Annotated in this window: 21 protein-coding genes and 1 pseudogene; 17 read left to right on the top strand and 5 right to left on the bottom strand. The window is 69.4% G+C overall.

Annotated elements, in window-relative coordinates; all coding sequences use genetic code 11:
• The 9 genes from ABZ396_RS23220 to ABZ396_RS23180 form a co-directional block, all read left to right on the top strand.
• Positions 1–414 (top strand): DNA-directed RNA polymerase subunit alpha C-terminal domain-containing protein (locus tag ABZ396_RS23220; RefSeq protein ID WP_048587468.1); only part of this gene is annotated, 414 nt, incomplete at its 5' end.
• Between the two features lie 117 nt (positions 415–531).
• A complete protein-coding gene (gene rplQ, locus ABZ396_RS23215) occupies positions 532–1,044 on the top strand; it encodes a 50S ribosomal protein L17 (RefSeq protein WP_358926858.1) in 513 nt (170 codons plus the stop codon).
• 152 nt (positions 1,045–1,196) lie between these two features.
• Entirely contained in the window at positions 1,197–2,060 is an 864-nt protein-coding gene (gene truA, locus ABZ396_RS23210; protein ID WP_358926859.1) for a tRNA pseudouridine(38-40) synthase TruA, read from the top strand.
• Between the two features lie 980 nt (positions 2,061–3,040).
• Positions 3,041–4,456: a glycosyltransferase family 2 protein gene (locus ABZ396_RS23205; RefSeq protein ID WP_358926871.1), complete on the top strand. Its 1,416-nt coding sequence runs from the start codon at positions 3,041–3,043 to the stop codon at positions 4,454–4,456.
• Entirely contained in the window at positions 4,456–5,469 is a 1,014-nt protein-coding gene (locus ABZ396_RS23200) for a glycosyl hydrolase (RefSeq protein ID WP_358926860.1), read from the top strand. Before ABZ396_RS23205 ends, ABZ396_RS23200 begins: the two co-directional genes overlap by 1 nt.
• Positions 5,469–7,283 (top strand): glycosyltransferase family 39 protein, encoded by a 1,815-nt coding sequence (locus ABZ396_RS23195; RefSeq protein WP_358926861.1) that lies wholly within the window; start codon positions 5,469–5,471, stop codon positions 7,281–7,283. The genes ABZ396_RS23200 and ABZ396_RS23195 overlap by 1 nt, the downstream gene beginning before the upstream one ends.
• 34 nt (positions 7,284–7,317) lie before the next feature.
• A complete protein-coding gene (locus ABZ396_RS23190; protein ID WP_358926862.1) occupies positions 7,318–8,658 on the top strand; it encodes a UDP-glucose/GDP-mannose dehydrogenase family protein in 1,341 nt (446 codons plus the stop codon).
• Positions 8,655–9,437, top strand: coding sequence for a polyprenol monophosphomannose synthase (locus ABZ396_RS23185; protein WP_358926863.1), 783 nt, complete (start codon positions 8,655–8,657; stop codon positions 9,435–9,437). The genes ABZ396_RS23190 and ABZ396_RS23185 overlap by 4 nt, the downstream gene beginning before the upstream one ends.
• On the top strand, positions 9,434–9,952 hold the full coding sequence (locus ABZ396_RS23180) for a GtrA family protein (protein ID WP_358926864.1): 519 nt from the start codon (positions 9,434–9,436) through the stop codon (positions 9,950–9,952). Before ABZ396_RS23185 ends, ABZ396_RS23180 begins: the two co-directional genes overlap by 4 nt.
• Positions 9,953–9,968: 16 nt before the next feature.
• Here ABZ396_RS23180 and ABZ396_RS23175 read toward each other — a convergent pair whose 3' ends face one another.
• The gene (locus ABZ396_RS23175) at positions 9,969–10,847 is read right to left on the bottom strand and encodes a hypothetical protein (protein ID WP_358926865.1); all 879 of its coding nucleotides are present in this window, start codon (positions 10,845–10,847) and stop codon (positions 9,969–9,971) included.
• Between the two features lie 335 nt (positions 10,848–11,182).
• Between ABZ396_RS23175 and rplM the strand changes: the two genes are divergently transcribed.
• The 3 genes from rplM to glmM all read left to right on the top strand — a co-directional run bounded on the left by rplM (position 11,183) and on the right by glmM (position 13,768).
• Complete coding sequence (gene rplM, locus ABZ396_RS23170; RefSeq protein WP_358926866.1) at positions 11,183–11,626, top strand: 50S ribosomal protein L13; 444 nt, start codon at positions 11,183–11,185, stop codon at positions 11,624–11,626.
• Between the two features lie 42 nt (positions 11,627–11,668).
• Entirely contained in the window at positions 11,669–12,181 is a 513-nt protein-coding gene (rpsI, locus tag ABZ396_RS23165; RefSeq protein WP_358926867.1) for a 30S ribosomal protein S9, read from the top strand.
• A 228-nt stretch (positions 12,182–12,409) separates the two neighbouring features.
• Positions 12,410–13,768 (top strand): phosphoglucosamine mutase, encoded by a 1,359-nt coding sequence (glmM, locus tag ABZ396_RS23160; protein WP_358926868.1) that lies wholly within the window; start codon positions 12,410–12,412, stop codon positions 13,766–13,768.
• A 123-nt stretch (positions 13,769–13,891) separates the two neighbouring features.
• Here the strand turns inward: glmM and ABZ396_RS23155 are convergent, their stop codons facing one another.
• The 4 genes and pseudogenes from ABZ396_RS23155 to ABZ396_RS23140 all read right to left on the bottom strand — a co-directional run.
• The gene (locus ABZ396_RS23155) at positions 13,892–14,812 is read right to left on the bottom strand and encodes a DUF389 domain-containing protein (RefSeq protein ID WP_358926869.1); all 921 of its coding nucleotides are present in this window, start codon (positions 14,810–14,812) and stop codon (positions 13,892–13,894) included.
• Between the two features lie 25 nt (positions 14,813–14,837).
• Positions 14,838–15,806, bottom strand: coding sequence for a type I pantothenate kinase (coaA, locus tag ABZ396_RS23150; RefSeq protein WP_358926870.1), 969 nt, complete (start codon positions 15,804–15,806; stop codon positions 14,838–14,840).
• A 262-nt stretch (positions 15,807–16,068) separates the two neighbouring features.
• Positions 16,069–16,347, bottom strand: a complete 279-nt coding sequence (locus ABZ396_RS23145; RefSeq protein ID WP_358925449.1) for a hypothetical protein — start codon at positions 16,345–16,347, stop codon at positions 16,069–16,071.
• A 137-nt stretch (positions 16,348–16,484) separates the two neighbouring features.
• A pseudogene (locus tag ABZ396_RS23140) lies at positions 16,485–16,741 on the bottom strand (hypothetical protein); the annotation flags it as partial.
• Between the two features lie 78 nt (positions 16,742–16,819).
• Between ABZ396_RS23140 and glmS the strand changes: the two are divergent.
• The 5 genes from glmS to alr all read left to right on the top strand — a co-directional run bounded on the left by glmS (position 16,820) and on the right by alr (position 23,370).
• A complete protein-coding gene (glmS, locus tag ABZ396_RS23135; protein WP_358925442.1) occupies positions 16,820–18,667 on the top strand; it encodes a glutamine--fructose-6-phosphate transaminase (isomerizing) in 1,848 nt (615 codons plus the stop codon).
• A gap of 397 nt (positions 18,668–19,064) precedes the next feature.
• Complete coding sequence (locus tag ABZ396_RS23130; protein ID WP_358925440.1) at positions 19,065–19,436, top strand: holo-ACP synthase; 372 nt, start codon at positions 19,065–19,067, stop codon at positions 19,434–19,436.
• Between the two features lie 54 nt (positions 19,437–19,490).
• Positions 19,491–20,942, top strand: coding sequence for an NAD(P)H-hydrate dehydratase (locus ABZ396_RS23125; RefSeq protein WP_358925438.1), 1,452 nt, complete (start codon positions 19,491–19,493; stop codon positions 20,940–20,942).
• 290 nt (positions 20,943–21,232) lie between these two features.
• Positions 21,233–22,081 carry a L,D-transpeptidase gene (locus ABZ396_RS23120; RefSeq protein ID WP_358925437.1) on the top strand — a complete coding sequence of 283 codons (849 nt, stop codon included), beginning with the start codon at positions 21,233–21,235 and terminating at the stop codon, positions 22,079–22,081.
• A gap of 92 nt (positions 22,082–22,173) precedes the next feature.
• On the top strand, positions 22,174–23,370 hold the full coding sequence (gene alr / locus ABZ396_RS23115; RefSeq protein ID WP_358925435.1) for an alanine racemase: 1,197 nt from the start codon (positions 22,174–22,176) through the stop codon (positions 23,368–23,370).
• The last annotated feature ends 71 nt before the right edge of the window (positions 23,371–23,441 follow it).

Here is a 23,441-nt window from a genome sequence, read left to right as displayed (position 1 = left end):
CCGCGTGACGCCATGGCGTCGGCCGGTAAGACCCTGGTCGAGCTGTTCGGTCTCGCCCGCGAGCTGAACATCGACGCCGAGGGCATCGACATGGGCCCGTCCCCGACGGACGCGGCTCTGGCGGCCGACCTCGCGCTCCCGATCGAGGAGCTCGAGCTGACCGTCCGCTCCTACAACTGCCTCAAGCGTGAGGGCATCCACTCCGTGGGTGAGCTCGTGGCGCGCTCCGAGGCCGACCTCCTGGACATCCGTAACTTCGGTGCGAAGTCCATCGACGAGGTCAAGGCGAAGCTGGCCGGCATGGGCCTGGCCCTCAAGGACAGCCCGCCCGGATTCGACCCCACGGCCGCCGCCGACGCCTTCGGCGCCGACGACGACGCGGACGCGGGCTTCGTGGAGACCGAGCAGTACTGATCTCCACCATCTCCGGGGTTCGCTTCGGCGGACCCCGGATCTCCGACAGACAACCGTCTGCTCGGATACTGACCCCGGTACCTGACACGGCCGGGGCAGACACACAGGAGAAGAACCATGCCGAAGCCCACCAAGGGTGCCCGTCTGGGCGGCAGCGCCGCGCACGAGAAGCTGCTCCTCGCGAACCTTGCGAAGGCGCTGTTCGAGCACGGCCGTATCACCACCACCGAGGCGAAGGCCCGCCGTCTGCGGCCGTACGCCGAGCGTCTGGTCACCAAGGCGAAGAGGGGCGACCTTCACAACCGCCGCCAGGTGCTCCAGGTCATCACGGACAAGAGCATCGTGCACACGCTCTTCACCGAGATCGGCCCGCGGTACGAGAACCGTCCGGGTGGCTACACCCGTATCACCAAGATCGGTAACCGTCGTGGCGACAACGCGCCCATGGCTGTCATCGAGCTGGTCGAGGCGCTGACGGTCGCGCAGCAGGCGACGGGTGAGGCCGAGGCTGCGACGAAGCGTGCCGCCAAGGACGCCGAGGCCGCTGTCGAGGTCAAGGCCGAGGAGACCGAGGTCGAGCAGACCGAGGCCGCCAAGGCCGACGAGGCCGAGGAGTCGAAGGAGGCGTAAGGCCGTCCTTTGACTGCGGAGCCGTAGTGGCTGGTCGCGCTCGCGCGGCGGAGCCGCATATCCGGCAGAGCCCCGCGCCCCTGTCAGGGCGCGTCAGCGGGTCCGTTCCTTCCAGGGGCGGGCCCGCTTTCCTGTCCTGAGAGGATTCTTGAGTGAGCGACGAAGTCTCCCCTGGTCACGTCCGCATCCGCCTCGACCTGTCCTACGACGGGAGCGGATTCCACGGCTGGGCCAAGCAGGCCGGGGGGAAGCGGACCGTGCAGGGGGAGATCGAGGACGCGCTGCGGGTCGTCACGCGGTCACACGAGACGACGTACGAGCTGACCGTGGCCGGGCGGACGGATGCCGGGGTGCATGCGCGGGGGCAGGTGGCGCATGTCGACCTGCCGGTCGGGGTGTGGGAGGAACAGCGCGAGAAGCTGCTGAAGCGGCTCGCGGGGCGGTTGCCGAAGGATGTGCGGGTGTGGGCGCTGACGGAGGCGCCGAGCGGGTTCAACGCCCGGTTCTCCGCGATCTGGCGCCGGTACGCGTACCGGGTGACCGACAACCCCGGGGGAGTGGATCCCCTGCTCCGCAATCACGTCCTGTGGCACGACTGGCCGCTCGACGTCGACGCCATGAACGCGGCGGCCGGCCGGCTGCTGGGGGAGCACGACTTCGCCGCGTACTGCAAGCGGCGGGAGGGGGCGACGACCATCCGGACGCTTCAGGATCTGAGCCTGGAGCGCGGGGCCGACGAAATCATCACGGCCACAGTGCGGGCCGACGCGTTCTGCCACAACATGGTGCGGTCCCTGATCGGCGCGCTGCTGTTCGTGGGAGACGGGCACCGGGCCCCCGACTGGCCGGGCAAGGTGCTCGCTGCGGGTGTCAGGGACTCGGCTGTCCACGTCGTACGACCGCACGGGCTGACCCTGGAAGAGGTTGGCTACCCGGCGGACGAACTGCTGGCGGCGCGGAACAAGGAGGCGCGGAACAAACGGTCACTGCCGCTGCAGGGCGCGTGCTGCGGCTAGAAGATCACTGGAGATCTTGCTGTGAGGGTGGTTCCGCCTGTACGCCTTCGGTGCTTCATGGTGTGGTCAGAGCCAGCGGTCAGGTGCAGTCGGCGGCGGTTTCGGCTGAGGTTGACGTTCCCCAAACTGCCTGGGGCGTTTGGTTCAACCGTGACGAGCTGCGGATCCTGAGCGCTTGCCCGCGACGATGGGCACCGCCGCGACCTCAAGGAAGGCAGCTTTGACACCATCAACAGTGGCTAAGCGCAACGGTGCTGCCAGCACTTGGTGTAAGCAATCATGCGCTCTGCCCGCCGGCACCTGCCTTCCTCGGTAACCGCGCCGCAGCCTCCGGGATCGTGGGGGTACGAGTTTCCATCAGCCGTACCCCGGCTCCACGGTGAAGCCCCGGATCCGTGCCTTCCAGTAGGTCTTGGCCCCTGACTTCCTCGCGGCCATGCTCTCCGGGCCGACCAAGACGGAGATCAACACGACCGGATGTGAAGGCGACGTACTACACCACGAATCAGGTGTATACGGGCGGCCCGCGCGGTCGTGCACGGCGACCGGCCGCTGGAGCCGCGTTCTCTCCCGGATATCCGGAAGTGAAACCTGTTGGTAACCCACACTTTAAAGGAATATATCGCCCGCTTGTGAAGTTACCGGGCGTAAATCTCTTCTTGCCCCTTACATCCTTCACAATCTCTCGTATATTCTTTCGCAGCTCGGCCAGTAGATCGACAGGGGAGGCCGGGCTAAGGCGGGGGCAACGGACCGGTCAGGTCCATGGGGCGGTTTACTTCATGAGTTCAGTTGGCTCGGTACGGGCCGGGGGGCACCGCGCCGCGCGTAAGAGCGGCGGGCGACGCAAGACCGGGCGAGATCACCGCGCTCCGTTGGGGCTGCTGCCGCTGCCGCCCACGGACAGGGAGAAATACTCCTACGCACGCCGGAAGTTGTGGATCCTCACGATCAGCTCGCTGGTCAGCTTCTGCTGCCTCGTGGTGAGCCAGTTCAAGCTGGCCCAGTCCACGCCGGTGCTGTGGATCTACACGCCGCTGCTGGTCTTCACAGTCGTCTACTACCTGGTGTCGCTCCGGGTGAATGGTTTCACCAGAGACTTCGACATCGCGTACCACAAGCAGCTGGTCCACGACTGGCGGCCCGAGGTCTACCCCGCGGTGGACGTGTTCCTGCCGGTGTGCGGTGAGCCGATCGAGGTCCTGCACAACACCTGGCGGCACGTGCGGGAGATGGCCGCCCACTACCCGGGCGTCTGCGTCCCGTTCGTCCTGGACGACGGCGCCGACCCCCAACTGGCGGCGATGGCCCGCGACTTCGGGTTCCGTTACGGCACCCGGGAGAACCGCGGCTGGTTCAAGAAGGCCGGCAACCTGCACTTCGGGTTCGGGCAGTCCGACGGCCAGTACATCCTTATCCTGGACGCCGACTTCACCCCGCGCGCCGACCTGCTCGAAGAGCTGCTGCCGTACATGGAGTCCGAGCCGACCATCGGAATTGTCCAGTCCCCGCAGTACTTCCGCGTGCTCGACTCGCAGAACTGGATCGAGCGCGGCGCGGGCGCCGTTCAGGAGCTGTTCTACCGGTCCGTGCAGGTCTCCCGGCAGGGCAGTGACGGAGCGATCTGCGTCGGCTCCTGCGCCGTGTACCGGCGGGCCGCCCTGGAGACCAACGGCGGTACTACGCTGATCGAGCACTCCGAGGACGTCCACACCGGCTTTGACCTGCGGGGCCTCGGCTGGGATCTGCGGTATGTGCCGGTCGCCGTCTCTACGGGCGTGTGCCCGGACACCGCCGGCGCCTTCTTCAACCAGCAGTACCGTTGGTGCTCCGGCTCGATGAGCCTGCTCGGCAGCAAGAAGTTCTGGGAGCGCAACATCAAGCTCTCCAGCCGCCTGTGCTACATGTCCGGGTTCTTCTACTACATCCACACGGCGCTGTTCACCTTCGCGGCGCCGGTCATCCCGATCGTGCTGCTGGTGATGATGCCGGACAAGCTGAAGGTTGAGCATCTGCTCCTGGTGGTTCCCAGCATCGTCTACACCACGATCGTCTTCCCGATGTGGCACAAGGCGCCCTACCGCCTGGAGGCCTGGGCCGCGCGCATGATGTACGGCTGGGCGCACGTCTTCGCCATCTGGGACATCCTGCGCAAGAACCGCATGGGCTGGCAGCCCACCGGCTCCTCCGGCGCCAAGAAGAACAAGACCCGCCGCTTCTGGATCGGCATGTGGGCCTGGAGCGGCGGCACCGCTCTGGTCTGGGTGGTCGGCGCGGTCTACCGGACGTTCACCATGGACGCCCCGAACTTCGCCCTGATCCTGTCCTCCGGACTCTTCTACGCTCTCGTCGTGGGCCGGGTACTGGTCCAGCCGCGGGAAAAGGCGGCCGTCTGATGCAGTTCCTCACCTGCACGCGTACGGCCCTGACCGCCGTCATGCTCACCGCGCTCGCACTCAGCGGCTGCTCGGTGCTCGACGACGCGGGCAACTCGTCGTCGGCCGGGAAGGCCGAGGCCGGAGCCGATCCGTCGCAGAGCGCGGAGTCGGACGTTCCCTATGACGTCGTACCGCTGATCAAGCCGAAGAAGAAGTACTTCGGAGCCGCCGTAGCGGGTGCGCCGACCTCGATGAAGGGTGTCGACGCCTACACCGAGATGACCGGCAAGCAGCCCAACCTGATTGAGTACTACGCCGGCTGGGGCGACGGTTTCGACGCCAGCGGGGTGCGCAAGGCGTGGAACGAGGGCGCCATGACGTTGATGTCCTGGGAGCCCTTCGACACCAGCGTCGCCGACATCGCGGCCGGCAAGTCGGACGCGTACATCAAGGAGTACGCGACGGCGGTCCGCAAGCTGAATCTGCCCGTCGTGATCGACTTCGCGGACGAGTTCAACGGCCACTGGGAGAAGTGGGGCACGAAGTACACGACCCCCGAACAGTACGTGGCGGCCTGGCGGCACATCCACGAGACCTTCATCGACGCCGGCGCTTCGAACGTGATCTGGGCCTGGGCGCCCAACATCATCAACCCGGTCAAGAGCGTGCAGCTGAAGCCGTACTACCCGGGTGACGCCTACGTCGACTGGGTCGGGCTGATCGGCTACTGGACCCTCGATGAGGACAACGCCTTCGACAGCATCTTCGGGCCGACCATCGACGAGGTCCGAGCCTTCACCAAGAAGCCCATGATCCTTCTCGAGACCGCGGCCATGGCGGGTGAGCGGCGCCGGGCCGACATCCGCAACCTGTTCGCGGGTGTGGAGGCCGACGGCAACATGCTCGGCTTCATCTGGTTCAACCACAAGAAGCGTGCCGATTGGCGGTTGGAGGCGAGCCCGCTGGCCCTGCAGGAGTTCAAACACCTGGCCGCGGACGACCGTTTCGGCTTCGACGTACGGAAGCCGTGATGACCTCCCAACACGATCAGTACACGCCTCAGCCCTACGATCCGTACACTGAGGAGGACGCCGGCGGTTGGTTCAACTCCAACGGCTTGACCCCACGGCAGCAGCAGTACCAGGAGCAGGGGTACGAGTACGACACCCGGCGGTACCCCTACCAGGAGCAGCCGCCGCCGTACTCGGCGAGCATCCCGGAGCAGCCGCAGAGCGGTCACGACGACCAGCCGACCTACGCCCTGCGCACGGTCCAGTACCAGCAGGTGCCGGACGACGAGCCTGAATACCGCATTCCCGAGACGCCGGACGCCGGCTGGGACGATGCCCCGAGCAGGCGGCGCGCCTGGGTCAGCCGTGGTGTTCTGGCGGTCGTCCTGGTGATCCAGGCGGCGCTGTCGCTCCGGCTGACCAACACGGCCTTCCAGGACGAGGCCTTGTACCTGGCGGCGGGCCACAACATCATCGACCACTGGATGAACGGCACCCCGCTGCACAGCGGGTACGAGTCGTACTTCTCCGGGTCGCCGATGCTGTACCCGGTCGCCGCGGCCGTCGTCGACGGTCACTTCGGACTGTCCGGGGCCCGGACACTGAGCCTGGTGTGCATGCTGGGCGCGACAGCGCTGCTGTACTCCTTCAGCCGACGCATGTTCAACGAGCGGGTGGCCCTGGTCGCCGCCGCGCTGTTCGCGGTCACCCAACCGACCATCGTGCTCGGCTGGTTCGCCACCTACGACGCTCCGGCGATCTTCCTGCTGGCACTGGCCGCGTGGATTGTCGTCCGCACCAACCGGGCTCCCGCGATCGCGGTGCTGCTCGCGGCACCGGTCATGGTGCTGGCGGTCGCGGTGAAGTACGCGTCCGCACTGTACATCCCCACCCTCGTCCTACTCGCCGCGCTGACGGCCTGGCACCACAATGGCTGGCGCTGCCTGTTGCGGGCGTTCCTGCTCGGCCTCGGCACCACCGCGCTGGTCGGAGTCGGCCTGGTGTACACCGACGTGCTCGCCGGTGTTCAGGCAACGACCACCAATCGTGACCACGGCACCGACAGCGCGATGTCGCTGGTGGAGAAGTCCGCAGAGTGGGGCGGCGTGATGTTCGTCGCCGCCGTCGCGGGTGCTGTCGCCTACGCGCTGCGCGGTCGGATGAACGAGTCGCCGCGCTCCCACGGCTTGGGCGGCCCCGGCTGGCGCTGGCGCGCCCTACTCGGTGTGGTGCTGGCCGGCACCGCGCTGTTGGCCCCGGCGTACCAGATCCACCTGAGCACTGCGGTGTCGCTGTACAAGCACCTTGACTTCGGTCTGCTCTTCGCCGCCCCGATGGCGGGCGTCGGTGTGATCCGGTTGGTCGGCAAGCACTTCCGCTATCCGCAGTTGGGCATCCTGATCTGGGTCACCGCACTGTGCGTCGGCGTCTCGCAGTCCGAGTGGCGGTTCGGCCTGTGGCCGGACTCCACACCGCTCGTAAAGGCGATCGAGCCGTACATGAAACCCAAGGGCAAGTACCTCGGCGCCACGTACGAGGTGCCCGTCTACTACCTGCGGGACAAGACGAAGCAGGACCAGTGGACGTCGACGTACGGCATCGGCTACTCGGACAAGAAGGGCAAGATCCACCACGGCAGGGAGGGGTACGGGCTCGCCATCGAGGCCGGCTACTTCGACCTGATCGTATTGGACGGCGTCGCGACGCCCGACCTCGACAAGTACCTCGAGCAGGAAGCGACCAAGAGTGGACACTACCGCCTGGTCGGCAAGATCCCGTTCAAGCTCAGTTCGGGCGGTTCCGGTTGGTACCAGATCTGGACCAGGACCGCGTGAGCGCATCCGCTCTGAAGCAAGAAAGGCCGAACCGATGCGGCTCACTGTCATAGGCACCGGCTACCTCGGTGCCACCCACGCCGCCTGCATGGCGGAGCTCGGGCACGAGGTGCTCGGCGTGGACGTCGACCCCGACAAGGTCGCCGCGCTCAGGGCCGGACGGGTGCCGTTCCACGAGCCCAGGCTGCCTGAGCTGATCGCCGAGCACACGGCGAGCGGGCGGCTGCGCTTCACCACCTCCTACGAGGAGGCCGGGGCGTTCGGCGAGGTGCACTTCGTGTGCGTCGGCACTCCGCAGCGCCCGGACTCCGGGGGCGCAGACCTGACGTACGTGGACGCCGCCTTCGCGGCCATCGCGCGCCACGCGGCGCCGGACGCGCTGCTGGTCGGCAAGTCGACGGTGCCAGTGGGGACGGCGGGGCAGCTGGCGGCGGAGCACGACGTCGAGGTCGCATGGAATCCGGAGTTCCTGCGCGAGGGGTTCGCGGTTGAGGACACGCTGCGGCCTGACCGGCTGGTGTTCGGGGTCGATTCCGAGCGCGCCGAATCGATTCTGCGAGCGGTCTACGCGCCCGTCCTCGCCATCGGCACCCCGGTCGTCACAGCCGACTTCCCGACCGCCGAGCTGGTGAAGACCGCCGCCAACGCCTTCCTCGCCACCAAGATCTCCTTCATCAACGCGATGGCCGAGGTCTGCGAGGCGGCCGGCGGCGACGTCGGCGTTCTCGCCGAGGCGATCGGCCACGACGACCGGATCGGCAGTAAGTTCCTGCGCGCCGGTGTCGGCTTCGGCGGCGGCTGCCTGCCCAAGGACATCCGCGCCTTCGCCCACCGCGCCGGCGAACTGGGGGTGTCGCTCGCGTTTCTGCGCGAGGTCGACGCGATCAACATGCGCCGCCGCGACAAGGTCGTCGAACTGGCGCGGGAGCTGTGCGGGGGAGCCGTGCTGGGTGCCCGTATCGCCGTACTCGGCGCGGCCTTCAAGCCGGACTCGGATGACATCCGGGACTCGCCCGCGCTCGACGTGGCCGCACGGCTGCGCCTCGACGGCTCCGAGGTCACGGTCTACGACCCCGAGGCGCTGGACAACGCCCGCAAGGCGTTCCCGCTCCTCGGCTACGCGCTTTCGGCTGAGGAGGCGCTGCGGGGCGCCGACCTCGTGCTGCATCTGACGGAGTGGCCGCAGTTCCGGGAGATCGACCCGGAGTACGCCGCCACGCTGGTCGCCCGGCCGTGGATCGTGGACGGGCGGGCGGTGCTCGACGCGGGACGCTGGACCGCGGCGGGCTGGCATTTCCGGGCGCTGGGCAGACCCGCGCCCGCTGGGGAGAGGCCCGTCCCGGGTCTCCTGGGGGAGGAAAAGAGAAAACCATGACGGAGTTCGACAGACACCCTGGCACACCGGTCACCGTGGTGATGCCGACCTACAACGAGGCGGCGAACCTGCCCCGGATGGCGGAACTGGTCCTCGGCCTGCCTGTCGACGGGCTGCACCTGAAGATCGTCGACGACTCCAGCCCGGATGGCACCGGGCGGATCGCCGAGGAACTCGCGGAGAAGTACAACACCGACCAGTCCGCCGGGCGGCGCCGCATGAGCGTGCTGCACCGCACCGAGAAGGACGGCCTCGGCCGCGCCTACGTCGCCGGCATGACCGCGGCACTGGCGGAGGGCGCCGCGTACGTCGTCCAGATGGACGCGGACGGCAGCCACCCCGCCGAGGCGATCAGGCGGATGCTCGCCGCGGCCGTGACCGAGGGCGCGGGTCTCGTCGTAGGCAGCCGGTATGTGCCCGGCGGCTCGCTGGACGAGGAGTGGGGCAGGCACCGCGTGCTGCTGTCCCGGTTCGCCAACCGCTACGCCCGAACCGTGCTCGGCACCGAGATCCGCGACATCACCGCCGGATTCAACCTGTGGTCGGCGGCCACCCTGCGGGACGTGGACCTCGCGACCCTCGACAGCGCGGGCTACAGCTTCCAGGTCGAGCTGAAGTTCAAGGCCGTCCGCGCCGGGCACAGCGCCGTCGAGATCCCGATCCGATTCGAGGAGCGGACCGAAGGTGTGTCCAAGATGAACCTCGCGACGCAGATCGAGTCCGCGGTGATGCCGCTGCGGCTGCGGCTGCGCCATCGGCAGAGCCGCTCGGGACGGTGAGCGGGCGGCACGCGCTCCCCTCGCGGTGGGGGAGCCTGTACCGCGAGATCGCGAAGTTCGGCCTGGTGGGGCTCACGGGATTCGTCCTCAATCTCGCGATCTTCAACATCGTCCGGGCCGTCGCCCATTGGCAGCCGGTGCGCGCCAGCGTCGTCGCGACGGCCTGTGCCGTGCTGGGCAACTACGTGGGACTGCGGTACTTCGCCTACCGGGACCGTGACCGGGACGAGGGCGGCGGCCGGAAGGAGCTGGGCCTCTTCCTCTTCTTCAGCGCGGTCGGCCTGGTCATCGAGAACGGGGTCCTCTACGCGACCACTTACGGGTTCGGCTGGCAGGGCACGCTCGCCTACAACCTCAGCAAGTTCCTCGGCATCGGCATCGCCACTCTGTTCCGCTTCTGGTCCTACCGCACCTGGGTCTTCAGAACCGCCCCAGCTTCCTCGCCGCACACGATCCCGGTCATGCGCGGCGAGCCCCAGGAGGCCGTGTTCCAGGCCACCTGGGAGCGCACCTGACCGTACGTGTCCCGGATCACTGGCCGGCGGCCGCCGAGGCCTGGGCCTCGCCACGCCTGCGGATCTGCCGGAAGGTGAACTCGGCCAGGTCGTCGCCGGTCCGGAAGACCTTGGTGTCCTTGGTGGTGACGTCCTTGCCGTTGAGGAAACCGGCGGTGGTGAAGTAGGTGTACCGGCCGTAGGAGTTGGTCGTCGTACGGCAGACCCCGGAGGCGCAGAAGGCCTTCGCCCCGGAGCCGGCCAGCGCGCTGACGAAGCCCTTCTTGTCGGCCTCGGTCTTGGCCTTGGCCGCCTGCGCCTTGGTGTCGAAGACGGCCACGCCCACGGTCACCGCGACGCCGTCCTTGAAGTAGGTGACGCGCAGCAGCCGGGTGCAGGCGTTCTTGGTGAGGATGTTCGGGAGGGTGCCCTCGGCGGCCGTGGCGCACTTCTTGGTGTCGGCCGTGGCGCCCTTCTTGTACACCGTCTCGCCCATGGTCAGCTGGGTGCCAGGGAAGAGGGTCTCGGCGCTGAGCGGCGCTGTGTCCTTCTTCACGCTGGATATGAAGTCCTCGGGGTCCAGCGGCGGCGGCGCGCTGGTCGGCGCGAAGGACGGCGCCGAATCGGCCGAGTCGCTCGGCAGCGAGGCGCTCGCCGGCAGGTTGCTGGGCGTGCCGGAGGCGTTGTTGTCGCCGTTCGCGGACACCACGGCCATGGCGACGGCGGTGCCGATCGCCAGGGTGGCGACCACGCCACCGCCGATGAACAGCACTCTGCGCCGTTTGTTCCGCGATTCCGAGGCCTCGGCGAGCGCGGCCCAGTCCGGGGTCTGGTCGGTGCCGCCGTTCCAGGGCTGCTGCGACTGCGGTTTCCAGGGATCCCACTGGGACTGGGGTCCCCCCTGCCCATAACTCATGGGGCGCATCTTAGACGGGGGCCGAGGGGTGCCGGTGCGACAGTACGAAGGGTGATAATGGACCTTTGGGGCACGGGGGAGCATCCCGGCGGCATCGCGCGCCTCCGAATGTCTGTGGGAGCTCGTTTTGACCCGTCCGGGGGCGTCCCGGTACTCTGACTGTTCGTTGTGTATTGGCTTGCTCATTCTCACGGGACGGGCCCTTACACCGGTCCACCGGGCCGATGACCAGCGACCCCACTACGCGGTATGCGTCGCCGCCGTGCGGTCCAGGCTGTCGTGATCGTTTCGGTGACCTGTTCAGGACCATTCACTCGAAGCGAAGGCTACGAACCGTGCGTACGTACAGCCCCAAGCCCGGCGATGTGACGCGCCAGTGGCACGTCATCGACGCTCAGGACGTCGTCCTGGGTCGTCTCGCCACCACCGCCGCGTCCCTCCTGCGGGGCAAGCACAAGCCGATCTACGCGCCCCACGTCGACACCGGTGACTTCGTCATCATCGTCAACGCCGACAAGGTGCACCTGTCCGGCAACAAGCGGACCCAGAAGATGGCGTACCGCCACTCCGGCTACCCGGGTGGTCTGCGCTCCGTCCGCTACGACGAGCTGCTTGACAAGAACCCCGAGAAGGCCATCGAGAAGGCCGTCAAGGGCATGCTCCCCAAGAACACCCTGGGCCGTCAGATGCTCACCAAGCTGAAGGTCTACCGCGGTGAGAACCACCCGCACGCTGCGCAGCAGCCGGTGCCGTTCGAGATCACCCAGGTCGCGCAGTAAGTCCGGCCACCCCCTAAGACTGAAGAGAATCTGAGGAGAATCGTGGCCGAGACCACTGCCGAGCAGCCGCTCGAAGAGCTTGACATCGACAGCTACACCACGGAGACGGACGTCCCCGTCGAGGGCGAGTACACCTCCGAGTCCCTCGCGTCCCGTTTCGGCGAGCCCCAGCCGGCCGCCGGCCTGGGCCGTCGCAAGAACGCCATCGCCCGCGTCCGGATCGTCCCGGGCACCGGCAAGTGGAAGATCAACGGTCGCACCCTTGAGGACTACTTCCCCAACAAGGTGCACCAGCAGGAAGTCAACGAGCCCTTCAAGGTGCTGGAGCTCGAAGGCCGTTACGACGTCGTCGCCCGTATCGCCGGTGGCGGTGTCTCCGGTCAGGCCGGTGCGCTCCGTCTCGGTGTCGCCCGCGCGCTGAACGAGGCCGACGTCGACAACAACCGCGGCCCGCTCAAGAAGGCCGGCTTCCTCAAGCGCGACGACCGCGCGGTCGAGCGCAAGAAGGCCGGTCTGAAGAAGGCCCGTAAGGCCCCGCAGTACAGCAAGCGTTAATCGCCCGCTGCCTGCTCGTACGTATATGCGGGCCTGGCCCGCATATACGGGTTCTGGCTCGGCGCGTACTCCGAACGCCCCGGCGGCACGCCACACGTGCCGCCGGGGCGTTCGTTTATCCCAGCCAAGGGCGTATAACGACACAAGACGCTCAGAGGCTGGTGTGATCGCATGACTAAACGCCTGTCATCATTTCCTGGCAGCAAGGACGCTTCTTCAGGAGGACAAGTGGGACGACTCTTCGGCACGGACGGCGTGCGCGGCGTCGCGAACGCGGGCCTGACGGCCGAGATGGCGCTCGGGTTGTCGGTCGCGGCGGCGCACGTGCTGGCCGAGGCGGGCACGTTCGAGGGCCACCGGCCGAAGGCGGTCGTCGGACGGGATCCGCGCGCGTCCGGGGAGTTCCTGGAGGCGGCCGTGGTCGCGGGCCTGGCGAGCGCGGGCGTCGACGTCCTGCGCGTCGGCGTACTGCCCACCCCGGCGGTCGCCCATCTGACCGGCGCACTGGCCGCCGACCTCGGTGTCATGCTCTCCGCCAGCCACAACGCCATGCCGGACAACGGCATCAAGTTCTTCGCCCGCGGCGGCCACAAGCTCGCCGATGATCTGGAGGACCGGATCGAGGCGGTCTACGAGTCCCACCGGCACGGCGAGCCCTGGGAGCGGCCCACCGGCGCGGGCGTCGGCCGCGTGCGGTCGTACGACGAGGGCTCCGAGCAGTACATCGCCCATCTGCTCTCCGTCCTCCCGAACCGGCTCGACGGGCTGAAGATCGTCCTGGACGAGGCGCACGGCGCGGCCGCGGGGGTCTCGCCGGAGGCGTTCCGCCGGGCCGGCGCGGACATCGTCACGATCGGCGCGGAGCCGGACGGGCTCAACATCAACGACGGCTGCGGCTCCACGCACCTCGGCAAGCTGAAGGCCGCGGTCGTCGAGCACGGGGCAGCCTTCGGCATCGCGCACGACGGTGACGCCGACCGGTGCCTCGCCGTCGACCACACCGGCGAGGAGGTCGACGGCGACCAGATCCTGGCAGTGCTGGCGCTGGCCATGCGGGAACGGGGCGCGCTGCGCGCCGACACCGTCGTCGCCACCGTCATGTCCAACCTCGGCTTCAAGCTGGCGCTGGAGCGGGAGGGGCTGCACCTCGTCCAGACCGCGGTCGGCGACCGGTACGTCCTGGAGGAGATGAAGGAGCACGGCTACGCCCTCGGCGGCGAGCAGTCCGGGCACGTGATCATCCTCGACCACGCGACGACCGGAGACGGCACGCTGACCGGGCTGCTGCTGGCGGCGCGGGTCGCGGAGACCGGGCGGTCGCTGCGGGAGCTGGCGGGCGTGATGGAGCGGCTGCCGCAGGTGCTGATCAACGTGCCGGACGTCGACAAGTCCCGGGTGAAGACGTCCGGGGACCTGGCGGCGGCGGTCGCGGAGGCGGAGCGGGAGCTGGGGGAGACCGGACGGGTGCTGCTGCGCCCTTCGGGCACCGAGCCGTTGGTACGGGTGATGGTCGAGGCCGCGGATATCGAACAGGCCCGGTCGGTGGCGGGGCGGTTGGCCGACGCCGTCAAGTCCGCGCTGGGGTAGCCGTTTTCCCCGTTCGGGGTGGCGGGGATGTGCGGTGCGGGCCGCAGGCGCGTCTGGGTGGTCGCGCCCACACGGGGGAGCCGCACATGTCACAGCCTCGCGCCCCCGGAGGGGCGCCGTGCCTCAGGTCGCTTTCCTCCAGAGCCATTTCTGGCTCAGTAGCGTCGCCGCTCCTGCCAGCACGATCCCCAGCAGGTTCAGCAGCAGTTGTTCCGTCGAGCCCCACGCCTGCTGGTACTCCCTGAACGCGAAGGCCACCGCCGCGTTCGCCGCGGCCGGGACCGTCGTCACCGAGATCGCCACGCCCACGAGGGCGCCCGACTTCGCCGAGGTGAGGGACAGTATGCCCGCGATGCCGGCCAGCACCGCCACCACGAACGAGAACGCGTCGGGCTGGTAGATGAAGTTGGTGTTCGGGCGTTCCGCCTCCAGCTGCACCTTGGTGAACAGGCCTACGCCGTCCATGAAGTAGGTGAAGCCGACCGTCACCAGCATCGCCACCGCGAAGCCGACGAGCAGTGCGGTGAGGGAACGCAGGGCCAGGCGGGGATGGCGCCGTACCAGCGCCGTGCAGAGACCGGCCAGCGGGCCGAACTCCGGGCCCACCGCCATCGCCCCCACGATCAGGATCGCGTTGTCCAGGACGACACCGCAGGCCGCGATCATCGTGGCCAGCGTGATGAAGGCGACATAGGTGACCGACAGCGTCGACTCCTCGTGGGTCGCCTCCGTCAGCCCCTCCCACAGCACCGCGTCCACGCCCTCGCCCGGCGCCTCCTCCTCGGCCTTGTCGGCCCGCTGCGACAGGCTCAGGTCGATGTCCTCGACGGCGATCGAGCCGGTGCGGTCGAGGCCCAACTCCCGGAGCGCGCTGATGAGTTCGTCGCCCGCCTCACGGGCCACGTCGCACATGACGACGTCCCCGACGGGGTCGCGGGCGGCGCCCGGCAGGACCACGAGGTGGGCGGTGCCGACCGTTCCCTCGATCAGCCGGACCACTTCGTCCGTGCGGTCCGCCGGGGTGATCAGGCGCAGATGCAGCATGTCGCCTTTTTAACAGGTGGGTGTGTCAGAGCTTGCGCAGCCTCAGCCGCTGCACCTTGTGGTCGGGGCCCTTGCGGACGACGAGGGTGGCGCGGCCGCGGGTGGGGGCGATGTTCTCGGCCAGGTTGGGCTTGTTGATGGTGCGCCACAGACCGCGGGCGTAGTCCACGGCCTCCTCCTCGGAGACCTGGGTGTACTTCCTGAAGTACGAGTCCGGGTCCTGGAAGGCGGTCGCCCGCAGCTTGCGGAAGCGGTTCAGATACCAGCGCTCGATGTCCTCGGCGCTCGCGTCGACGTACACGCTGAAGTCGAAGTAGTCGGCGAGGCCGACCCGGGTGCGGCCGTCCTTGCCGGGGAGGGCGGGCTGGAGGACGTTGAGCCCCTCGACGATCAGGATGTCGGGGCGCCGGACGGTGAGCTTCCGGTCCGGGATGATGTCGTAGATGAGGTGGGAGTAGACGGGGGCGGTGACCTCGTCCTTGCCGGCCTTGATGTCCGCGACGAAGCGGGTCAGGGCCCGGCGGTCGTACGACTCGGGGAAACCCTTGCGTGACATCAGACCGCGGGCTTCGAGCTCCCTGGTGGGGAGCAGGAAGCCGTCCGTCGTCACCAACTCGACGTGCGGGTGCTCGGGCCAGCGGGAGAGCAGGGCCTGCAGGAGCCGGGCGACGGTCGACTTCCCGACGGCCACCGAGCCCGCCACGCCTATCACGAACGGGGTGCCGGACTGGGAGCCCTGCTCGCCGAGGAAGGTGTTCAGGGCGCCTCTGAGCCGGTCCGTGGCACCGACGTACAGATTGAGCAGCCGGGACAGCGGGAGATAGATGTCCCGCACCTCGTCGAGATCGATGACGTCGCCGAGGCCACGCAGCTTCTCAACCTCCTCGGCGGTGAGCGGCAACGGCGTCTTGTCGCGCAGCGCGCTCCACTCGGAACGGGTGAGGTCGACGTAGGGAGTCGCCTCCGGCCTGTGCCGGTGGGCGCTCCGGGGCATCGGGGAGACCGGAGAGATCACAGTCCATTGTTAACGGAGATTGAACTGGGCGGGGGGTGGGGTGGGTCACGTGGGGAGCAGGGCGGGCTCCGCCGCAGCCGAACCCGGTCGGCTGCGGCGGAGCCCGTTACGTGGGTGGGATCAGGGGCGGAAGCCCGTTACGTGGGCCATGCTCCCGTGTGCCTGTCGGTCCGGTGTCTCGACCGGGAATCCCGCCGAGGCGAGTCAGCGGAGCGTCCCGCATGCAGTGGAGGACGCTGTTCTAATGGCGGACCACGGGAGGTGGGTGCGAGTAGTCGATGCCCTGCGCGAAGAGTTCGATGGCGGGGTCTCTCAGCTCGGCGTCCACGTGCCAGTTCACGAAGACCCCGTCTTCGACGAAGGGCTCCACGTGCACACGCGCCCCGGGCTTCCGCTCTGCATCGTCGAGGTCGCCCCGATGGGCAGGGAGCCCAGCTCGGGCCGGCTCCCGGCACACCTCGTCGGCCAGTGTGTTGCGCTCGGCGATGACCCCCGGCGGGGCTTCGGGAGGCAGGTCCAAGCTGCTAAACCGCCGGTGACACGAAGGTGGGTCTCAGCGCGGGCGGCAAATCGGACATCATGCCGAACACCAGAAGCCTTTCCGGGTTGCTGGCGTCGTTTTCCAGCGTCGCCATGACTCCCGCGGACAGCAAGATCTTGGTCGGCGATGGGCCTCGCGGCGGCGGCCTCCTCCGCTGCGTTCTTCGCGTGCGCTTCGGCGACGGCCTTCTGCCGCTCGGCGATCGTCTTCGACGGTGCCCGGACAGCACCACGAGGCTCGCGGCCGAGTCCGTGGTGAGGTACGGGGAGCCCAACTGGACGGCGTCGTTGGCGGGCTTGGCGACCTGCGCGGCGGAGTTCGCCGCGTCCACGGCCGCCTGGGCGGTGACGTAGGCGAAGCCCGCTGCCCTGGCGTGGATCGGCGCCATAATTTCCGAATTCGGGCACGCTGAGCCGTGTTCGGGCGGGCGTCGGCACTTAGGCTGCCGCTCATGTGCGGAATCGTTGGATACGTGGGGGCGCAGTCGGCGCTCGATGTGGTGGTCGCCGGGCTGAAGCGGCTGGAGTACCGCGGGTACGACTCGGCGGGCGTCGCCGTGCTCGCGGACGGCGGGCTGGCCTCGGCGAAGAAGGCCGGGAAGCTGGTCAACCTGGAGAAGGAGCTGACCGAGCGGCCGCTGCCGAGCGGGGCGACCGGGATCGGGCACACCCGCTGGGCCACGCACGGCGGGCCGACGGACGCCAACGCGCATCCGCATCTCGACAACGCGGGCCGGGTCGCCGTCGTCCACAACGGGATCATCGAGAACTTCGCCGCGCTGCGCGCCGAGTTGGCGGAGCGCGGGCACGACCTGGCCTCCGAGACGGACACCGAGGTGGTCGCGCATCTGCTGGCGGAGGAGTTCTCCGTCACCGCCGATCTGGCGGAGGCGATGCGCCTGGTGTGCCGGCGCCTGGAGGGCGCGTTCACACTGGTCGCGGTGCACGCCGACGACCCGGACGTGGTGGTGGGCGCGCGCCGGAACTCCCCGCTGGTGGTGGGCGTTGGAGAGGGCGAGGCCTTTCTCGCCTCGGACGTCGCCGCGTTCATCGCCCACACGCGGTCGGCGATCGAGCTGGGCCAGGACCAGGTGGTGGAGCTGCGCCGGGACGGCGTGACGGTGACGGGCTTCGACGGCGCCCCGGCGCACGTCCGCGCGTACCACGTCGACTGGGACGCGTCGGCAGCGGAAAAGGGGGGTTATGACTACTTCATGCTCAAGGAGATCGCCGAGCAGCCCAAGGCGGTCGCCGATACGCTCCTGGGCCGTATCGACGCGGCCGGCTCCCTGACCCTGGACGAGGTCCGGATCGGCGCCGCCGAGCTGCGGGAGGTCGACAAGGTCGTCATCGTCGCATGCGGTACGGCCTTCCATGCCGGCCTGATCGCCAAGTACGCCATCGAGCACTGGACGCGCATCCCGTGCGAGGTGGAGCTGGCGAGCGAATTCCGCTACCGGGACCCGATCCTGGACTCGCGGAGCCTGGTGATCGCCATTTCCCAGTCAGGCGAGACCATGGACACCCTGATGGCTCTCAGGCATGCGCGGGAACAGGGCTCGAAAGTCCTGGCCATCTGCAACACCAACGGTTCGACGATTCCGCGTGAGTCGGATGCGGTGCTGTACACCCACGCCGGGCCGGAGGTCGCGGTCGCCTCGACCAAGGCGTTCCTCACCCAGCTGGTGGCCTGCTATCTGGTCGCCCTCTACCTGGGCCAGGTGCGGGGCACCAAGTGGGGCGACGAGGTCGGCGCCGTGATCCGGGACCTCTCGCACATCTCCGGCGAGGTCGAGCGGGTCCTGGAGACCATGGAGCCGGTACGGGCGCTCGCGCGCTCCCTCGCCGACAAGAAGACGGTGCTGTTCCTGGGCCGGCACGTCGGCTACCCGGTCGCCCTCGAAGGCGCCCTGAAGCTCAAGGAACTGGCGTACATGCACGCCGAGGGCTTCGCGGCGGGCGAGCTGAAGCACGGCCCGATCGCGCTGGTCGAGGAGGACCTGCCGGTGGTGGTCGTGGTCCCGTCCGCGCGCGGACGGTCCGTCCTCCACGACAAGATCGTCTCCAACATCCAGGAGATCCGGGCCCGGGGTGCGCGCACGATCGTGATCGCGGAGGAGGGGGACGAGGCGGTGGTCCCGTACGCCGACCACCTGATCCGGATCCCGGCCACCCCCACCCTGCTCCAGCCCCTCGTCGCCACGGTCCCCCTCCAGGTCTTCGCCTGCGAACTGGCCACGGCCCGCGGCAACGAGGTGGACCAGCCACGCAACCTGGCGAAGTCCGTGACGGTGGAGTGAGGGGACAGGACAACCCACCGGAAAGAAACTGAGGGAAATCACGTCGCACATCACCTTCTTCCCCGGTCGCGGGGCGGTCCGTGAGTCGGCCTACCTGGAGGGCAAGGCAGAAGGCAAGGCGGAGGGCAGGGCCGAAGGCCAGGCCGAGGACCGTGCCTCGCTGATCCTGCGTGTGCTGGAGAAGCGCGGCATCCCTGTTCCCGAGGAGACGCGGGAGCGGATCAGCTCGTGCACCGACCTCGACACGCTGGTTGTCTGGTTCGACCGTTCCCTCAGCGCCACGTCGGCCGAGGAGCTCTTCGCCGCGGACTCGGAGGAGCGGACTCGGAGGAGCAGGGCTGAGCGTGGGCCACGACGGGGTTCCGCGTGGTAGCCGGGCGGATCGTAGAGTGCCCCGGTGAGCATCATCGGGGTAGGGATCGACGTCGCTGAGATCGACCGGTTCCGGGAGTCGCTGGAGCGGACTCCCGCGCTCGCCGGCCGGCTGTTCGTGGAGCGGGAGTTGTTGCTGCCCAGTGGCGAGCGGCGCGGTATCGCCTCGCTCGCGGTGCGGTTCGCGGCCAAGGAGGCGCTGGCCAAGGCGCTGGGCGCGCCGCCCGGGCTGCTCTGGACGGACGTGGAGGTGTTCGTGGAGGACAGCGGGCGGCCGCGCCTGCGGGTGAAGGGGAGCGTGGCCGCGTGCGCGGCGGAACTCGGTGTCCGGTCCTGGCATGTGTCGCTCAGCCATGACGCCGGGGTGGCGTCGGCGGTGGTGATCGCGGAGGGGTGACCCGGGCGGGGTGGGCGGATGCGCGTCCCACCGGTTCCGGGGGAGACTCGGGGCATGCGGACTGCTTACAGCGTGGAGACGGTACGGGCGGCCGAGCGGGAGTTGATGGCGCGGCTGCCGGAAGGGTCGCTGATGCAGCGGGCCGCCGCCGGGCTGGCCGCCGCCTGCGCCGACTTGCTCGGACGGGTGTACGGCAGCCGGGTGGTGCTGCTGGTCGGCAGCGGGGACAACGGCGGCGACGCGCTCTACGCCGGGGCACGGCTGGCGAGGAGAGGGGCGGGGGTGACCGCCGTACTCCTGACCCCCGAGCGCACGCACGCCGGCGGTCTGGCGGCGCTGCGCCGGGCCGGTGGTACGGCCGTACTCGCCGGTGACGCCGAGGAGTTGATCCTGCGGTCCGATCTCGTCGTCGACGGGATCGTGGGGATCGGCGGGAAGGGCGGCCTGCGGCCCGAGGCGGCCGCGCTGGTCGCCGTGGTCGAGCGGTCGCGGGCCGCCGTCGTCGCCGTGGACCTGCCGAGCGGGGTGGAGGCGGACAGCGGTGAGGTGCGGGGAGCGGCGGTGCGGGCGGACCTGACCGTGACCTTCGGGACGCACAAGCCGGGGCTGCTGATCGATCCGGCGCGGGAGTACGCCGGTTCGGTGCGGCTGGTCGACATCGGCCTTGAACTGCCCGAGGAGGCCGAGCTGGAGGCGTTGCAGGACGTGGACGTGGCGCGGCTGCTGCCGGTGCCGTCCGCGGAGAGCGACAAGTACCGGCGCGGGGTGGTGGGCGTCGCGGCCGGGTCGGCCCGTTATCCCGGGGCCGCCGTGCTCGCCGTCGCAGGCGCGCTGCGGGGCGGGGCCGGGGCCGTACGGTACGTCGGACCCGCGGGCGGCGAGGTGCTGGCCCGATTTCCCGAGACGCTGGTGTCGGACGGGGGGCCGCGCAAGGCCGGGCGGGTGCAGGCGTGGGTGGTCGGGCCGGGGGTCGGGGACCAGGCCGAGATCGTCGCCGAGGTGCTGGAGGCGGAGGTGCCGGTGCTGGTCGACGCGGACGGCCTGCGGCTCGCCGACCGGGACACGGTACGGGGTCGTACGGCACCGACGCTGATGACGCCTCACGCCGGGGAAGCGGCGGCCCTGTTGGGGGTACGGCGGGAGGAGGTCGAGGCCGGCCGGCTCACGGCGGTGCGGGAGCTGGCGGCGGCGTATCGGGCGACGGTGCTGCTCAAGGGGTCGACGACGCTGGTGGCGGAGCCGGGGGGACGGGCGGCTGTGCGGGTGAACGCGACGGGGACGCCGTGGCTCGCCACCGCCGGGAGTGGAGACGTGCTGTCGGGACTGGCGGGGTCGCTGCTGGCGTCCGGGCTGGACGGGCGGGACGCGGGGAGTGTGGCGGCGTATCTGCACGGCCTCGCGGGGCGGTTCGCGTCGGAGGGGGCGCCGACGGTCGCGCATGCGGTGGCTGAGGAGTTGCCTGCGGCATGGCGGGGAGTTTTCCCGCCCCCTCGCCCGACTCGGTGAGGCAATACCTCACCGTCACGGGGCCGCGCGCCCTACCCCATAAGTTGGCCCGGGTGCGGGTGAGCGGGGGCTGGTCGCCCAGTTCTGCGCGCCCCTGAGGGCGCTCGGCTCGCGTCGGCCGCATGCGTCCTCCGTCCCGCCGGAGGCTGGTGCATCCGTCGGGTGACCTGGCCGCGCGGCTTCCCGGAATTTCCGGGTACGCGGGGTTGTCTGATTGCATGATTAGTGGACGAATCATGCGTAATCGGCGCGGATTTGCGCGTGGTGCCGCAGGGGCCCTCGTCGCCGCCGTGACCGTTCTCTGCATCGGGGCCGGAAGTGTCGCCGCGGACACCGCTCCCCAACCCCCCGCCTTCATCCCGGAGTCGGATCTGGTGCCGGGGGTCGGGCCCGGCCCCGGGCAGCCCTGGCAGGTCGACACCCCCGACCAGATGCTGCCGCCGAAGGTGTACACGCCCAGCGCCAAGGAGGACGCCGTCGAGCCCAGGGCGGCGGCACCGGGGGCGTACGACCTCATCGAGTACGTGCCGCTCAGCGACGCCGTCTCCAAGGTGAGCTGCAGCAAGCTGACCGGGCCGTACCAGCGGCAGATCGAGCAGTGGCTGAAGCTGAAGGTGGACGGGAAGCAGTCCATGTCCGACTGCAAGGCCATCCAGAAGTTCCAGAAGAAGTACAAGATCAAGCCGACGATCGGGTTCGCGGGGCCCGTGACGTGGTACCAGATGATGCTCCTGTCGGCGAAGAAGAACCCGAACGCCAAGAAGAACTGCCCCGTGAAGTCGTACCGGGTCGCCTGTGTCGACCTCAACCGGCAGGTCACCTGGGTGCAGAAGGGCAGCAAGGTGGTCTTCGGGCCGGTGCAGATGCGCAGCGGGAAGAAGGGGTACGCGACCCGGGCCGGCTGGCACTCCGTCTACTGGCGGCACAAGAACCACTGGTCCACGCTGTACAACTCGCCCATGCCGTACGCCCAGTTCTTCGACGGCGGCCAGGCCTTCCACGCCGTCTACGGCTCCATCTACACCACCGTCGGCTCCTGGGGCTGCGTGAACCTCAAGCTCGGCGACGCGAAGAAACTGTGGGGCGTGCTGAAGAAGGGCGACAAGGTTTACGTGTGGGGGCACCGGACGGGTACCTGATCCGGTGCCCTGGGGTACCCGAGGGTGACGGGGGCCCGTACCAGGCCCTGCACCGGAGGGCCGCCAGAGGCCTCTGAGACACTGGGGGCGCGATGAGTGAGACAGCGACTGCACCGACCGCGCCCCTGCGCGCCCGCGCCGAGATCGATCTGGCCGCCCTGCGGACCAATGTGCGGACCCTGCGCGCCCTCGCGCCGGGCGCGGCCCTGATGGCCGTGGTGAAGTCCGACGCGTACGGCCACGGGGCGGCCCGATGTGCCCGCGCGGCCGTACGCGCGGGCGCGGGCTGGCTCGGTACGGCCACCCCGGAGGAGGCCCTGCGGCTGCGCGCGGACCCCGGGCTGCCCGCGGACGTACGGATCATGTGCTGGCTGTGGACCCCGGGCGGCCCGTGGCGGGAGGCCATCGAGGCAGACCTCGACGTGTCGGTGAGCGGGATGTGGGCCCTGCGGGAGGTCGTCGCGGCCGCACGCGCCGCCGGGCGCCCCGCGCGCGTGCAGCTCAAGGCCGACACCGGCCTCGGGCGCAATGGCTGCCAGCCCGCCGACTGGCCCGAGCTGGTCGGAGAGGCGCTCCGCGCGCAGACGGCGGGGCTGCTCCGGATCACGGGACTCTGGTCGCACTTCGCCTGCGCCGACGAGCCTGGCCATCCCTCCATCGCCGCCCAGCTCACCGTGTTCCGGGAGATGCTCGGGCACGCCGAGGAGCGGGGCGCGCGCCCCGAGGTGCGGCACATCGCCAACTCGCCGGCCGCCCTCACCCTCCCCGAGTCCCACTTCGACCTGATCCGCACAGGTATCGCCATGTACGGCCTCTCGCCCAGCCCCGAAATGGGCAGCGCGGCCGACTTCGGCCTGCGCCCGGTGATGACCCTGTCCGCCTCCCTCGCCCTGGTGAAGCACGTACCGGTCGGCCACGGTGTCAGCTACGGCCACCACTACGTCACGCCCGGCGAGACCACTCTCGGACTCGTCCCCGTCGGCTACGCGGACGGTATTCCGCGTCACGCCTCCGGTACCGGCCCCGTCCTGGTCGGAGGCAAGTGGCGGACGGCCGCCGGGCGCATCGCCATGGACCAGTTCGTCGTCGACCTCGGCGGCGACGAGCCCGAAGTCGGCTCCGAGGCCGTGCTGTTCGGCCCGGGCGACCGGGGCGAGCCCACCGCCGAGGACTGGGCCCAGGCCGCGGGCACGATTGCATACGAAATCGTCACCCGCATCGGAACCCGGGTTCCCCGCGTCTATGTGAACGGGGAACCGAGTGGGCAAGAACCAGGGGACGGCGACTGACGTCCGGGGTTCGGCCGCGGCACAACCCGGTTACACCTGTAACAGCAGCGACATTCACCTTGCCAGCATCA

The organism is Streptomyces sp. NPDC005866, from assembly GCF_040629895.1.
In the GTDB taxonomy this organism is placed as follows: Bacteria; Actinomycetota; Actinomycetes; order Streptomycetales; family Streptomycetaceae; genus Streptomyces.
The sequence above is the reverse complement of the archived record's forward strand: the minus strand, read 5'-3'. Positions and strand labels throughout refer to the sequence as shown.

Bases quoted from the DNA above. Each gene is read 5' to 3' on its own strand.
- rplQ (WP_358926858.1), top strand. From the start codon at position 532: ATGCCGAAGCCCACCAAGGGTGCCCGTCTGGGCGGCAGCGCCGCGCAC.
- ABZ396_RS23200 (WP_358926860.1), top strand. From the start codon at position 4,456: ATGCAGTTCCTCACCTGCACGCGTACGGCCCTGACCGCCGTCATGCTC.
- ABZ396_RS23195 (WP_358926861.1), top strand. From the start codon at position 5,469: ATGACCTCCCAACACGATCAGTACACGCCTCAGCCCTACGATCCGTAC.
- ABZ396_RS23190 (WP_358926862.1), top strand. From the start codon at position 7,318: ATGCGGCTCACTGTCATAGGCACCGGCTACCTCGGTGCCACCCACGCC.
- ABZ396_RS23185 (WP_358926863.1), top strand. From the start codon at position 8,655: ATGACGGAGTTCGACAGACACCCTGGCACACCGGTCACCGTGGTGATG.
- ABZ396_RS23175 (WP_358926865.1), bottom strand. From the start codon at position 10,847: ATGAGTTATGGGCAGGGGGGACCCCAGTCCCAGTGGGATCCCTGGAAA.
- ABZ396_RS23155 (WP_358926869.1), bottom strand. From the start codon at position 14,812: ATGCTGCATCTGCGCCTGATCACCCCGGCGGACCGCACGGACGAAGTG.
- coaA (WP_358926870.1), bottom strand. From the start codon at position 15,806: ATGCCCCGGAGCGCCCACCGGCACAGGCCGGAGGCGACTCCCTACGTC.
- glmS (WP_358925442.1), top strand. From the start codon at position 16,820: ATGTGCGGAATCGTTGGATACGTGGGGGCGCAGTCGGCGCTCGATGTG.
- ABZ396_RS23125 (WP_358925438.1), top strand. From the start codon at position 19,491: ATGCGGACTGCTTACAGCGTGGAGACGGTACGGGCGGCCGAGCGGGAG.
- alr (WP_358925435.1), top strand. From the start codon at position 22,174: ATGAGTGAGACAGCGACTGCACCGACCGCGCCCCTGCGCGCCCGCGCC.